The organism is Rhodobacter sp. 4.3.4, assembly GCF_058724655.1.
On record NZ_JBZXDU010000002.1, the window covers coordinates 1 to 13,176 of the forward strand.

General features: G+C 62.6%; 12 protein-coding genes. 9 read left to right on the forward strand and 3 right to left on the reverse strand.

The window, feature by feature from the left end; translation table 11 throughout:
* The first annotated feature begins 36 nt into the window (after positions 1-36).
* The 6 genes from repA to AC4PTB_RS17390 all read left to right on the forward strand — a co-directional run bounded on the left by repA (position 37) and on the right by AC4PTB_RS17390 (position 6,842).
* Positions 37-1,182: a plasmid partitioning protein RepA gene (repA, locus tag AC4PTB_RS17365; protein WP_169583144.1), complete on the forward strand. Its 1,146-nt coding sequence runs from the start codon at positions 37-39 to the stop codon at positions 1,180-1,182.
* Positions 1,172-2,101 carry a ParB/RepB/Spo0J family partition protein gene (locus AC4PTB_RS17370; RefSeq protein ID WP_136904906.1) on the forward strand — a complete coding sequence of 310 codons (930 nt, stop codon included), beginning with the start codon at positions 1,172-1,174 and terminating at the stop codon, positions 2,099-2,101. Before repA ends, AC4PTB_RS17370 begins: the two co-directional genes overlap by 11 nt.
* Positions 2,102-2,304: 203 nt before the next feature.
* The gene (locus AC4PTB_RS17375; protein ID WP_136904905.1) at positions 2,305-3,417 is read left to right on the forward strand and encodes a helix-turn-helix domain-containing protein; all 1,113 of its coding nucleotides are present in this window, start codon (positions 2,305-2,307) and stop codon (positions 3,415-3,417) included.
* A gap of 127 nt (positions 3,418-3,544) precedes the next feature.
* A complete protein-coding gene (locus AC4PTB_RS17380; RefSeq protein WP_136904904.1) occupies positions 3,545-5,716 on the forward strand; it encodes a ParB/RepB/Spo0J family partition protein in 2,172 nt (723 codons plus the stop codon).
* A gap of 99 nt (positions 5,717-5,815) precedes the next feature.
* Complete coding sequence (locus tag AC4PTB_RS17385; RefSeq protein WP_136904903.1) at positions 5,816-6,289, forward strand: UCP036055 family protein; 474 nt, start codon at positions 5,816-5,818, stop codon at positions 6,287-6,289.
* A gap of 388 nt (positions 6,290-6,677) precedes the next feature.
* A complete protein-coding gene (locus AC4PTB_RS17390) occupies positions 6,678-6,842 on the forward strand; it encodes a hypothetical protein (RefSeq protein ID WP_018001789.1) in 165 nt (54 codons plus the stop codon).
* A 149-nt stretch (positions 6,843-6,991) separates the two neighbouring features.
* On the opposite strand, the gene AC4PTB_RS17395 is transcribed toward AC4PTB_RS17390, so the two are convergent.
* Both AC4PTB_RS17395 and AC4PTB_RS17400 read right to left on the reverse strand, forming a co-directional pair.
* On the reverse strand, positions 6,992-8,086 hold the full coding sequence (locus AC4PTB_RS17395; protein ID WP_492192665.1) for a Fic family protein: 1,095 nt from the start codon (positions 8,084-8,086) through the stop codon (positions 6,992-6,994).
* Between the two features lie 119 nt (positions 8,087-8,205).
* Positions 8,206-8,523 carry an H-NS histone family protein gene (locus AC4PTB_RS17400; RefSeq protein ID WP_136904901.1) on the reverse strand — a complete coding sequence of 106 codons (318 nt, stop codon included), beginning with the start codon at positions 8,521-8,523 and terminating at the stop codon, positions 8,206-8,208.
* 421 nt (positions 8,524-8,944) lie between these two features.
* On the opposite strand from AC4PTB_RS17400, the gene AC4PTB_RS17405 reads away from it, so the two are divergent.
* Positions 8,945-9,349, forward strand: a complete 405-nt coding sequence (locus AC4PTB_RS17405; RefSeq protein WP_136904900.1) for a single-stranded DNA-binding protein — start codon at positions 8,945-8,947, stop codon at positions 9,347-9,349.
* Positions 9,350-9,667: 318 nt separating this feature from the next.
* Here AC4PTB_RS17405 and blaRCP read toward each other — a convergent pair whose 3' ends face one another.
* Positions 9,668-10,549, reverse strand: coding sequence for an RCP family class A beta-lactamase (gene blaRCP, locus AC4PTB_RS17410; protein WP_028030786.1), 882 nt, complete (start codon positions 10,547-10,549; stop codon positions 9,668-9,670).
* A 138-nt stretch (positions 10,550-10,687) separates the two neighbouring features.
* Between blaRCP and AC4PTB_RS17415 the strand changes: the two genes are divergently transcribed.
* Together AC4PTB_RS17415 and AC4PTB_RS17420 are read left to right on the forward strand one after the other, a co-directional pair.
* Positions 10,688-11,557 carry a LysR family transcriptional regulator gene (locus tag AC4PTB_RS17415; protein WP_035026280.1) on the forward strand — a complete coding sequence of 290 codons (870 nt, stop codon included), beginning with the start codon at positions 10,688-10,690 and terminating at the stop codon, positions 11,555-11,557.
* Between the two features lie 341 nt (positions 11,558-11,898).
* Entirely contained in the window at positions 11,899-13,098 is a 1,200-nt protein-coding gene (locus AC4PTB_RS17420; RefSeq protein WP_089258505.1) for a DUF932 domain-containing protein, read from the forward strand.
* Positions 13,099-13,176 lie beyond the last annotated feature (78 nt).

Below are 13,176 nucleotides of genomic sequence, written 5' to 3' on the forward strand. Positions count from 1 at the left end.
ATGAGCGGGATACGGGCATCTCAAAGATTCGATGTCATGTCCAAGCGGCTCGGTAGCCGGTTGCGTGAACATGCGCAGGAGACGTTCCCACCGGATGCCCAGAAGGGTCTCCGTCGCTTCGCGATGCGGGAAGCCGCCGATCTGCTTCGGATCAACCAGAACACCTTCCGCCATCATGTGTCAAATCTCGAAGGCTTTCCGGAAGGCACCCTCGAGGGTGGCAACCGCCGCAGCTTCACTGCCGAGGACATGGTCGAAGCCCAACGCGTCCTTCTTGAGACGGGTAGGATCAAGCCCGATGAACACCCTCACAGAAGAGCCGGCGAACCGTGCCAGGTCGTGACGATCTTCAACCTGAAGGGCGGCAGCGCAAAAACGTCGACCGTTGCTCATGTTGGTCAGCTTCTGGGCCTTCGCGGCTATCGGGTCCTGCTTATCGACCTCGACAGCCAGGCAAGTCTGACAAACCTGTTCGGGGTTACCCCTGAGCTCGATCCGGACATGCCGACCTCCTACGATCTGATCCGATCCGAGGGGCCCCTGCCCGCCTCAGATATCATTCGCAAAACGAACTTCCCGACAGTGGATCTGATCCCGGCCTCCATGGACATCATGGAGTATGAGTTCGAGGTCGCTCTGAGCTTCAGACACGGCGCCACCACCTTCCACAGTCGGATCCGTGAAGCGCTTGAGCCTGTCCTGAGCCGATATGATGTGGTGATCTTCGACACCCCGCCGCAGCTGAACTTCTCGGTGATCTCTGCCCTCTTTGCTTCCACCGGGGTCCTGATCCCGCTCAACGCGTCCATGCTTGATGTCATGTCCCTGGCAAGCTTCCTCGGTATGGCAAGCAACCTGATGGGCGTCGTCGAGGCGCATGCTCCCGAACACGGCCTGAACTTCGTGCGGGTGCTGATCACCCGCTACGAGAATACCGATGGTCCGCAGGTCCAGATCTCGTCTCTGCTTCGGACGGTCCTTGGCGATGCGGTCCTCCCGGCCGAGTTCCTGAAGTCGACAGCGGTAGGTGATGCCGCCAATACGCAGCAGAGCATCTTTGAGGTCGAACCTCGCGACGTGAACCGCAGAACCTACGAACGTGCAATCGAGTCCGTTTCGCGCGTGACCGACGAAGTCGAACGCGAAATCCTAAAGGCATGGGGGCGTAGCCATGGCGCGTAAGGTCTTCGGAGATTCCCTCAAGAACGCGATGGGCAATGCCGCGACCGCAGAAGAGGACGTGGATCTTGATCTGAAACGTACGAGCCCGACAGTCGCTCGTGCGCAAGCATCCGTGCTCGAGGAAGACAAACACGCCACGCGCCTGATCGACCCGAGCGCCGTGCGGATGTCCGCAGTCATGGACCGTATCGATCCGAGCGATGGCCTCGAGGAACTTGTGTCCTCGATCCGTGAGCATGGGCAAAAGGTTCCCATTCTCGTCCGCCGAACCCAGGATGGCGCACTTGAGATCGTCTATGGGCGCCGCAGGCTTCTCGCATGTCGTGAGCTTGGTCAGAAGGTGCGGGCCACGGTCATGGAAATGACCGAAGAGGAAGCGCTGATCGCCCAAGGCGTGGAGAACAATGCCCGCCAAGACCCCTCGTTTATCGAGAGGGCTTTGTTCGTCGCCGGCATCATTCGAGAACTTGGGAAAACAGACGAGACGCGCAAGAACGCCCAGACCATCGCCTATCGGGCACTCCAGATCGATGAGTCTCTGGTCTCTCGGATGAACCGTATCGCGACGGGCATTCCGATGGAGCTGATCCAGGCCATCGGACCAGCACATGGCGTTGGTAGGCGGGTCTGGGAGAAGCTTTTCAGGCTGTGCGAGAAGGACGTCTCGAGAGCCAGGGAAGTTGCCCGCGAAATCCCACGAACCTTGCCGGGTCCAGAGCGACTTGACGCAGCGGTTACGCTGCTCACGGCCACCAAGACAACTCCGCCCAAGGCTGAGTCAGGTGAGCGCGTTAAGATTGGCCGCAAAGGCAACCGCATCACCATCGATGTGGACGCTGATCTTGCCCCGCGCGTCGAAGATGCCATCCGAAAACTGATCGGCGAGCTTCTTGACCGCGGTCAAGATGGCCCAGAGTGACGACCCCGTGTCTTGACCGCAGTCAAGACATCTAGAGCAACGAGCAGAAAACGAAAGGAGGACCGGCTAGAAAAGGAAAGACCCCCCGAAAGCGGTGCTTCCGAAGGGCCTCAATCAGTCTCGACACCTGATTGATACCCCCAAAACGAATCGAGTTCAACACCGCTCGCGGTGACCGGGGAAGCTTTTTCTTCCGAAACACCATGAGACATGTCACTCAAACACGAACCGCCATGGCGGAACCGAGAGCTATTGCCTGCCCTACTATCTACGAACTTCTGGGACCGGTACGCGCCCTGCGGAAAGAACTTGGCCTGACGAGCAACGACATCACAGTCTTGACGGCCCTGATCAGCTTTCTTCCCCGTGATCGACAAACCATAAGTGGTGAGACCCCACCCAAACTTACCGTTGTGTTCCCCTCCAATGCCTCCTTGTCTGAGCGCGCAAACGGCGTCGATGAGAGGACCCTACGTCGCTGCTTAGGCCGTCTTGACGCAGCCGGCCTCATTGACCGGAAGAACTCGGCAAACGGCAAACGCTTCCCTCTGCGGTATGGCGGCATCATCCGGGACGCGTTTGGGATCGACCTGAACCCACTGATACAGAACCACGACGCACTGGCGGCCGAAGCATTGAAGGTTGCGGAGAAGCGTGAACGCCTTCGCTCCCTCAGGGCAGAAGCACTAGCACTGCGCGCATCCCTCCTTCAGGACCAGCGCCTCGACGAAGCGCGGCTGTCCTCACTCGGAGCGATCAGGAACATCCTTCGACGAGCAACTCTCACGGTTGATGCAGTCTTGCAGATCATCGCTGATCTCCGAGAACTCGGAGCCAACGCCGCACAGAGCTACGGAGAGTGCGAGAATTCAAGCGCGCCCGTGGACGAAATCCAATCACGCGACCAAGCCCTCACCCATGATTGCACGCGCGAAATGTCCGCCAAGAACGGACAAAATGACCGGCAGGTAGAGTCCATAAAAAAAGAACTTATTAAGAAGGACGCGCAGGCAAAGCAGACCAGCGCTGACCGAAACATTGCAGGGCCTTCCATGAACCGAGACCCTGAAAAAATGTCATGGACAGACTTCACACATGTCTCTGACTTCTTTCCAGACCCACCACGAACAGGAGAAGCCCTCAACCGCGTTCTCTTCGATATCGGGCGATTGCTTAGAATACGCCAAGAAAAGCTGATGCGTGGCCTCCAGAAAACCGGCGCTGGACGGCTTCTAGTGATCTTAGATTACCTGTTGGGGAAAGGAGAAACGATCAGGCAGCCCGAGGCATACTTTGAAACGATCCTGGGCGCATAGAACATGCAGCTTTGACTTCTTGACCGCGGTCAAGAACGCCGAAGAGAGAGAAAGGTTGGGGGTTTGAGGAGTGACGGGAAGTGAGATCGGGAGAGTGGCTTCCGGCGCCCGTCGTGGAGAAGATCTGATGGCGAAAGCAGCCCAGAAAGTCATCCTGTCCCCCTCGCGGGACATCCCCTTCGACAAGCTCGTGCTGAGCCAGTCCAACGTGCGGCGCATCAAGGCAGGCGTCTCGATTGAGGAACTGGCCGAAGACATCGCGCGGCGCGGCCTGCTGCAGGGCTTGAACGTCCGGCCCGTGGTCGATGCTAAAGGGATCGAAACCGGCATATTCGAGATCCCGGCTGGTGGTCGTCGTTTCCAGGCGCTGTCGCTGCTGGTGAAGCAGAAGCGGCTGACCAAGACCGCGCCGATCCCTTGCATCGTGCGGGATACGGCGTCGGAGATCCTCGCCGAGGACGACTCGCTGGCGGAGAACATGCAGCGCGTCGCCCTGCACCCGCTGGACCAGTTCCGCGCGTTTCAGGCCCTGCGCGAAAAGGGTCAGGGCGAGGAAGCGATCGCAGCGGCCTTCTTCGTCACGCCGCAGATCATCAAGCAGCGCCTGAAGCTCGCCTCCGTGGCCCCTGCCCTGCTCGAGGTCTATGCCGAGGATGGCATGACGCTCGAACAGCTGATGGCGTTCACGGTGAACCCGGATCATGCGCGTCAGGTGCAGGTCTGGGATGCGGTGAAGAACTCCTGGAACAAGGAGCCTTATGCCATCCGGCGCATGCTCACGGAGACCTCGGTTCGGGCCTCGGATCGTCGCGCGGTCTTCGTCGGTATCGCTGCATATGAGGCGGCGGGCGGTGTCGTGCTGCGCGATCTCTTCCAGGGCGATGACGGCGGCTGGCTCGAGGACCCTGCCCTGCTCGACCGGCTGGTTGCCGAGAAGCTCCAGGCCGAAGCTGAAGCGCTGACTTCCGAGGGCTGGAAGTGGATCGAGGTCGCGACCGACCTGCCTTATGGCTACAGCCATGGTCTCCGGCGTCTGACCGGTGATCCGGCGCCGATGACCGAGGAGGAAAGCGCGGCCCACGCTGTGCTCCTCGCCGAGTACCGCACGCTGGAGGAAGAGTATTCCGGCCAAGACGAATACCCCGAGGAGATCGACGCTCGGCTCGGGCAGCTCGAGATGGCGATGGAAGCGCTCGAACAGCGGCCTCTGATCTACGATGAGGACGAGGTCCCGCGCGCGGGCGTCTTCGTGACTCTGGATCGGGATGGCAGCTTGGCTGTCTATCGCGGCTATGTCCGGCCCGAGGATGAGCCGCGCGAGGAGACCGCGGTCCAGGCTGACGATGCCGCGGACGGCATGGGGCAGGGCGGTGATGTCGGTGTTTCCAGTTGGAAACCGTCGGCGACTTCCGCCGGGGGCACCGTCATCACTTCGGGCGGTCAGCCGGTCGGCGCGGATGCGTCCGATGAGGAAGATGACGGCGCGCTGAAGCCGCTGCCCGAACGGCTGGTCATGGAACTGACCGCCCACCGGACCCTCGCGCTGCGTGAGGCCATCGGGCGTTCGCCGGACGTTGCTCTGACGCTCCTGCTCCTGAAGTTGGTGACGGATACCTTCCGCACCTCCTCTGCGACGGGCAGCTGCCTCGAAGCCTCGGTGCGTCACGTCTACATGTCGGCCCAGGCGCCCGATCTGAAGGACAGCGTCGTGGCGAAGCTCGTCGACGAGCGTCACGCCGCCTGGGAGGCTGATCTGCCTCTCGGCGATGATGCCGCGCTCTGGGACTATCTGACGGTCCTCGACCAGGGCAGCCGTCTGGCGCTGCTGGCGCATTGCCTCAGCTTCGGGATCAACGCGCTCCATGAGAAGGTGAACCCCTATGGGGCGGGCATCTCGGCCAGCGGCCTGACCCGCCGCATGGCCCATGCCGATCTCGTGGCCCGCGCGGTGGATCTCGACATGGTCGAGGCGGGCTGGGAGCCGACAGTCGATGGCTACCTCAACCGTGTGCCCAAGGCCCGGATCCTCGAGGCCGTGCGCGAGGCGAAAGGGGAGGGGACAGCGCAGCTTCTCGATCACCTCAAGAAGGGCGAGATGGCCACAGAAGCCGAGCGGCTCCTCAAGGGCAGCAGCTGGTTGCCTGAGGTCCTGCGCCGGGCCGATCTGGCCGTAGACGACGGCAAGGAGATTGCAGAAGGGCAGGGGGAAGATGCGAGCGCGCCCGACGATATCGATCTCCCCGCCTTCCTGACGGTCGATCTGCCGGACAGCAAAGCGTCGATGCTGGCTGCAGAGTGATCTGAGCCATCCGGGGGCGGGGAAACCCGCCCTCAACCTAACAAAATACAGCAATATCAATGTGATGAATGCGGTCGCTCGCATTCGGGATGAGGAATCATGTCTGCAACAACCATCATCGACACAGCCCCCCTCGGGGCGCTGATCCGCTACACCGACGGCAGTCCCAAGCCGCCCGCACGGTTCACCAAGAAGCTGGCAGCCTGGGAGCGCTCGAACGGCGTCGGCCGTCTGGTGAAGAAGGAGCCGCCCCGGGTCTATACGACCTGGACGGCACCAGCCTCCTTCACGCTGCATGAGGGCAACTTCTCTTCGGACGGGGTCATTCTCGTCACCATCATGCGCAGCCACTCGGCGGACAGCCGGCTGATCTTCGAGGTGGCCGAGGAACCAAAGCTGGGGCAGGTCCGCGTGCTTCTGGACTTCGGTGGCAACACCGAGCTGCTACATCTGGCGGAATCCGTCACCGCGGCCGAACTCTGGATCGCGCGGGAGGGCTATCGCAACGCGCGGCTCGAAATCGTCGGTGCCGAGGACGGCGATAGGGCAGGGGGCGCGGACCTGGCCGCCTGAGCCCTGACAAGGCGTGAGGGGCCAGCCCACAGGCGGGCCTCTCACGAACCACAATCTCGTCCCGCAAAGTCACGGGGCACCAAAGGATCCATCCCCCAAGACGGAAGTTTGCAACCAAGAGCATGGCCGGGAGGCTGGCGGCGTTCCAAGCACCAGCGGGACATTCGGCTCCTGACGTTTGGGCACCGTCCCCCGCTCGCCATTCCCTTCCTTGCCCCGAATCCTGTCTTCGAGATCAACCCGCGAGGGGTCGGACTACGGGCAAGCCCGTGCCGCCGGGTGGATTCGGGCGAGCCGAACGCACCCGGTGATGTCAGCCAGTCTTCGGGCCTGCGGGGTCCTGTCGCGCGGGGGATGGTCCCCCGCCTCCCAGACAGGAGCCAAACAGATGTCCCGCAAAGATGCACACGCCTTCGCCGCCTCCCTCGCCGCCACGCTCATGGTTTCGATCGTCGTCTTCCAGGCAGGGGATGGAACCTTCGGCGCCGTCCCCGCCGATGAAATCGACGGAGACGAGGTCCAGGTCGTCGCTGAGGTTGATCCGTGGGCATGATGCCCACGGTTTTTGCCGAGGGCTCGGCGTCGGGGCAGGGGCTCCGATCCGGGCCTTTCGTCCCTTAGCCGTTGCGGCCGACCAGAAAGTTGAGCCGACGCGCTTATCGGCACAACCGTCTAAAGGAGCCTTAGGCACCGCGTCGGAACTTACGGCCCGCCCGACACGTCGAGGAAGAGTTTCACGAGCGCGACGTTGATGAAGTAGTTGTTCTTTCCAGAGCGGTGCTTTTCGACAAAGCCCCGCTCAGCCAAGGTGTCGAGATACTTAGCGGCCGTCTGCCGACTGACACCCAGATCGTTCTGCAGGTATTCGATCCTTGTGTATGGGTGGCGGAACAGGTTGTTCAGGAGTTCCTGGCTATAGATCTTCGGCAATTCATCCCGAAGCCTGTGTTTCACGTCCGCCATTTGCTGTCGAATGCCGGTGACGATCTCGACTGTCGTGGCAGAAGTTTCTGCGACAGCCTCCAGCATGTAGATGACCCAAGTTTCCCAATCCCCAGTGTCGCGCACCGCCTGCAAGTGTCTGTAGTAGTTCGCCTTGTTGCGGGTGATGAATTGCGACAGGTAGAGCACCGGGATGTCGAGCAACCCCGTTCTGGTCAGATAAAGCACATTCAGGATGCGCCCGATCCGTCCGTTCCTGTCCGGAAACGGGTGGATGCTTTCGAACTGATGATGGATCAAGGCCATCTTGATCAACGGGTCGAGTGCGCAGAGGTCATCGTCGTTGATGAACCGTTCGAGCGCTGTCATGTGGCTGACAATCTCGTGCGCGTCCTGGGGTGGAACGAAGACGATCTCCCCTGTTTGCTCGTTTTTCAGCGCGGTTCCCGGTGTCGCGCGAAACCCATCGCTGCGGCCCTTCAGCAAGCGGAACATGTCGATGAGCGCCGAGTTCGGGATGAGGCCGCCGGTTTGGCCCAAGCGCGCGTATCCAAGTCGCAACGCATCGCGATAGAGTGCTACCTCTTTGGCAGCAGGAGACTGCGGATCGTCAGGGAAAACATCCGCTTGGAACAGCTCGTCCTGCGTTGTGACAATGTTTTCGACCTCCGACGAGGCCTTGGCTTCCTGAAGCGCCAGTGTGTCGATCAGAATGCCTTGGTTCGGAATGGTCTTCGCCTGACCCTTCAGGTCTGCTAACGCGCGGCTGGCTCGAGCGAGCGCCTTCAGCACAGGAACAGTTTCGATCTCGGCCGGGGGTGGCAGGGCGGGAATGGCGTAGGTCGGCTTTAACATGTGCTCCGCGTCGTGTTAAGAAATCGTCGTTTTTCTAACATGATCGAACAGTCGTGTCAGCAAAAACCGGTTTCCTTAACTTGGGCCATGCTTCGCCCGGGCGGGGTCACCCAACTCCGTCAGACCGCCAGAGCGCTCGGGTCCTTGCCGGCGTTGATGTGGTCTGCGAACCACTGCGGTTTCCGGCCCCGGCCCGACCAGGTGAGGGCCGCGTTCTCAGGGTGCCTATACTTCGCGAGGGCCGGCGCACGGGTGGCTTTCACCTCAATACCGATCAGTTCGGCGAGGGAGTAGCCCATCTCCTTGGCGATTGCCTCCAGCTTGGCGCGGGCTTCTGCCTTGTGCCGGTCTTCGTAGGTTGAAATCGCCTTGGCGAGGTCCTTCTGCAATTGCCGCAGCTCCTTCAGCGACATCGCCTCGAGATTGAAATCTGCCATTGGGTCCTCGTGTCCTGAATGATGCATCCGGGATAGCCGTCAGATCGCAACATCGCAACTCCCACAGAGGTCACCGCGATAGGGCAGGGGGATGAGGTTGCCTTGAGCCGCAGGGTTGGCGCTTTCGTAAATGCTTCAACCCCGTTGCCTTGGCCAGGAAGGCCGAGTTCTGCGAGAGCCCCAAGTCGCCCCTATCCCCGGTGCCATCCCTTCGACTGATAATCCCCTAAGCCTGTTCGGCCTCTGGCGCGCAACCCCGCGTCAGTCCGGGCCGTGTTGCCCCTTTGGGGCTGCCCGCTCCTCCCCGGACCTCTGGGGGTTTCCGGTCGCCGTTCCGTCTCCCGTGCACGCCTCAGCCGACAGGCTTTTCCGGGTCTTGTCGAAGGGACGGTCCCAGGGACAAAAAACACAGGAGCTTACCATGCAGAACATCGTTATCCTCGCCGGCAACATCGGTCAGAAGCCCGAAGTGCGCTCGACCCAAGGCGGCACGAAGATCACCAACTTCACCCTGGCCACTTCGCGGCCGCGCCTCTCGGAAGGTCGCGTGATGCGCGACGAGAACGGCTACCGGGTCATGGACACCGAATGGCACCGCATCACCTGCTTCAACGGTCTCGGCAAGACCGTCGCAGAGCACTGCGAAAAGGGCATGAAGGTCCTCGTCCACGGCCGCATCCACTACACCAAGTGGACCGACGCAACCGGCACCGACCGCTACGGCTGCGAGATCATCGCCGAGAAGGTCGACTTCCTGAGCCGTCCGAAGTCGGCCGAGAACGAAAACCCCGAGCTGGTCGACCGCGACGACGAGATCCCGTTCTGAGGAACGGGGTCTCCCCCTCGGGCCCGGCGGGGAAACCCGCCGGGTTCAGTCGTTTTCGGCCCATTGCGGACCTTGGCCAAGATCACCGTTGCTGCAGCGCAGCTTCCCCATACCGGACCTTCATGCCACTGCGCAGCAAGATCCAAGATCCCGAGGTCCGCGGTGCGGGACTTTAGGGACGGTGCTAGAGCGGCTCCAGTCGACCAGGTATTGCAGGGCACCCCACCGGCACCATCGGCTGCGCAATGGCATGATGTCTCACTGCTCCGCAGCCCAAAGTACATCCTTTCTCAGAGCGGAAGCCGCGCCTGGGATAGGCTATTCGCGAACAACCGCGACCACCGCCCTACCCAGATCTTTGAGCGCCTCGTTGCGAACCTCGAACTCCGCGTCCGTATCCGAGATGAACATGGTCGCGATCCAGGGCGCTCCGCCTTCAGGCTGGATCACCGCGACGAGGTTGCGCGTGTGGCTTCCGCTGCCCGACTTGTCGAGGATCAGCCAGGCGTCCTCGGCCTCGGCGCGCAGCAATGCGCCGGTCACGCCGCCGTGGCGCATCCACTCCGCCAGCTTCCCGCGGGCCTCCGGAGACAGCACGTCGCCCAGCAGCAGCGCTCGCAGCGTCTCGGACATGGCGGCCGGGCTCGTGGTGTCCCGCTCGTCTCCAGAAGCGAAGTCGTTCAGCTTGGGCTCGATGCGGTCGAGACGGCTCGTCGGGTCGCCGACGCTGCGGAAGAACTGCGTCACCGCCTCCGGCCCCCCGAGATGCCCGATCAGGATGTTCGCCGCCACATTGTCGCTCATGTCGATCGCCGCGAGGCAGAGCTCGTCGAGGGTCATGTTGCCGCCGACCCGCGTCTCCGTGACGGGCGCGTAGGGCACGAGGTCGGCCTTGCGCACCGGCAGCGCATCGGAGAGCGACAGCCTGCCCGCGTCCCAACGCGCGAGGATGGCGCCGCAGACCGGCACCTTGACCGTGCTGTTCATGAGGAAAAGCTCGTCCTCGCGGTGAGACCAGGACCAACCCGTGCCGGTCTCCATGAGCGAGAGGCCGACGCGGGCGCCGAGCTGTTCCTCGATCCGGGCGACGGTTTCGGAGAGCGCCTCGACAGGCGTTTCGGCGAGGGAGGCCGTGGCCATGGACAGGCCGAGAGCGAGCCCTGTCGCGACACGCGACAGGACGGTAGCGGTGAACCGCATGGGACCATTCCTTTCAGGATCTGCGCCAGTGGCGCCTGGGATGCGACATCACATGATGTCATGCGGACTGTATATTTCGGCTTGATCGCAGCCATCAAACGACAAATCTTATGGCCTGCCATTAGCTGAGGTACTGCCATGGATCGCCCCGACCTGCCGCTCAATGCCCTGCGCGTATTCGAGGTCGCCATGCGCCAGGGCAGCTTTACCAAGGCCGCGATCGAGCTGCGCGTCACCCAGGCTGCCGTCAGCCACCAGGTCGCGCGGCTCGAGGACCTGCTGGGCACAGCGCTGTTCCTGAGGACCTCCCAGGGGCTGATCCCGACCGACGAGGGACGCCTGCTCTTTCCCGTGCTTGAGCATGGGTTCGACGCGATGTCGCGGGTGCTCGACCGTCTCGGCGGGCGGCGCGACATCGAGGTGCTAAAGGTTGGCGTCAACACGACCTTCGCGATGTGCTGGCTGATGCCGCGGCTCGAGGCGTTCCGACAGGCCCATCCCCAGATCGACCTGAGGATCTCGACCAACAACAACCGGGTGGAGATCCTGCGCGAGGGGCTCGACATGGCGATCCGTTTCGGCACTGGAGGCTGGACAGGACACGATGCGATCCCACTGGCAGAGGCGCCGATGGCGCCGCTCTGCGCGCCGGGCCTCGCGTCACGGCTGCTGCATCCCTCGGACCTCGGGCAAGTAACGCTTCTGCGCAGCTACCGAAGCGCCGAATGGCCGGGCTGGTTTGAGGCCGCAGGCGTGCCTTGCCCGCCTGTCACCGGGCCGGTCTTTGACAGCTCGGTGGCTTTGGCAGAGCTGGCAACCTCAGGCGCCGGCGTCGCCCTGCTGCCGATCTCCATGTTCGAGAGCTACATCGCGCAGGGCCGCTTGGCACAGCCTTTCGGCGTCACAGTTTCTGTCGGACGTTACTATCTCGCCTGGCCGTCCGACCGGCCCGCCACATCAGCGATGAGCACGTTCTCGCGTTGGCTGACCGGCCAGAGCGCTGAGTAAGCATCCAATTCGTGTCACCCCCCCCCAAGCCTGCCGTGCGCGCTAAGCGCCGCGGACATTGGCAGGCACCCACTTGGATGCCCGTCATGCAACATGAAGCCCAAAACCGACACGAAGGGCTCGAAAGGGCTCGAAGCAGAGTTGCGGCGGCACAGCTTGCTGCCCCCCAAGCGAGTGGGGTCTGCCCAGCAGAGACGGCCCTTCCGCGACGTTCGACCCAAGCGCGGCGAAGGTCCGCTTCCCGCCCTTCACATCAGCCAGAGTAAGAGGAGTGTCGATTTCCCGGCGACGGGTTGAGGGCTGGGAGAGTGGCTCCTGGCGCCCGTCGCGGGAGATAGCCGATGGGCGTTGTAGAAGTTCTGGATCCAGTCGCACCGGCGCGGGCGGGTGGCTGGAAAGTGGATGTGAGCCGGGGTGAGCGGAACGGGCGAGTGTCGTCCGAATGGTTCAACCGGCCCGATGATGAGCGGTATCTGTCGCTCGACGATCTCTGGGCCAATGTGAAAGGTCGGTCCGACCGCAGCCGCAGCCGAGTGGTGCAGACGGCGGATATCCGGGTCGAGGCCGCGCGCGATAACCCCGAGCGGTTGCATCTGATGCTGCCGAAAGCGCATGAACCTGTTGCGCCCACGCATTGGGCGTTCGGCCAGCTTGCCAGCATCGTCGGCGCTCCGGCCTCCTACCTGCGGCAGTTGCCCGCGCCGCTGGCGGGGATCAACCTGCAGTATGGCCTGACCAACCACCGCGCCGAGCAGGTGAAGACTTTCGAGACCGAGGATGGCCGCACTGAATTGCGCGCTGTGACCGGGCCGGACTACGGCCGCATCCATGACCATGAACTGGTCGAGGCGGTGCAACGGATCGCGGGCAATGGCACCGGCGACACGCGCTGGAAGGTGCCGGGGGTGCTCGACTGGTCGACCGGGGTCTACAACCCCGATGTCGAAATCAGCCGCGACACGACCACGCTCTATGCCTCGGACCGCGACGTCTTCCTGTTTCTCGTCGACGATCACAACCCGATCGAGGCGGGCCGGTTGCCGGACGGTTCCCCTGATCTCTACTTCCGGGGCTTCTATTGCTGGAACTCCGAGGTGGGCGCCAAGACGCTCGGCATGGCGAGCTTCTACCTTCGGGCGGTGTGCCAGAACCGCAACCTCTGGGGCGTCGAGGATTTCCAGGAGATCAAGATCCGCCACTCGAAATACGCCGCGTCGCGCTTCGCACATGAGGCGGCCCCGGCGCTGACGCGCTTCGGCAATTCCTCGCCGCAGGGTTTCGTGAACGGAATCAAGGCCGCGCGGCAGCAGATCGTGGCGCGCACGGATGAGGACCGGGATGACTTCCTGCGCAAGCGCGGCTTCTCGAAGGCGGAGTCGGGCAAGATCATCGAGAAGGTGCTGATGGAAGAGGGCCGCCCGCCCGAGAGCATCTTCGACTTCGTGCAGGGCATCACGCGGCTTGCGCGCGACAAGACCCAGCAGGATGCCCGGCTCGACATGGAAGGGCGCGCCAAGAAGCTACTCGACCGGGTCGGCTGACCCTGTGCCGGAGGCTCTGTTGCCTCCGGCCACTTTATTGCCAAACTGGATTGCTACTTGCCTGCAGTGATTCAAGTT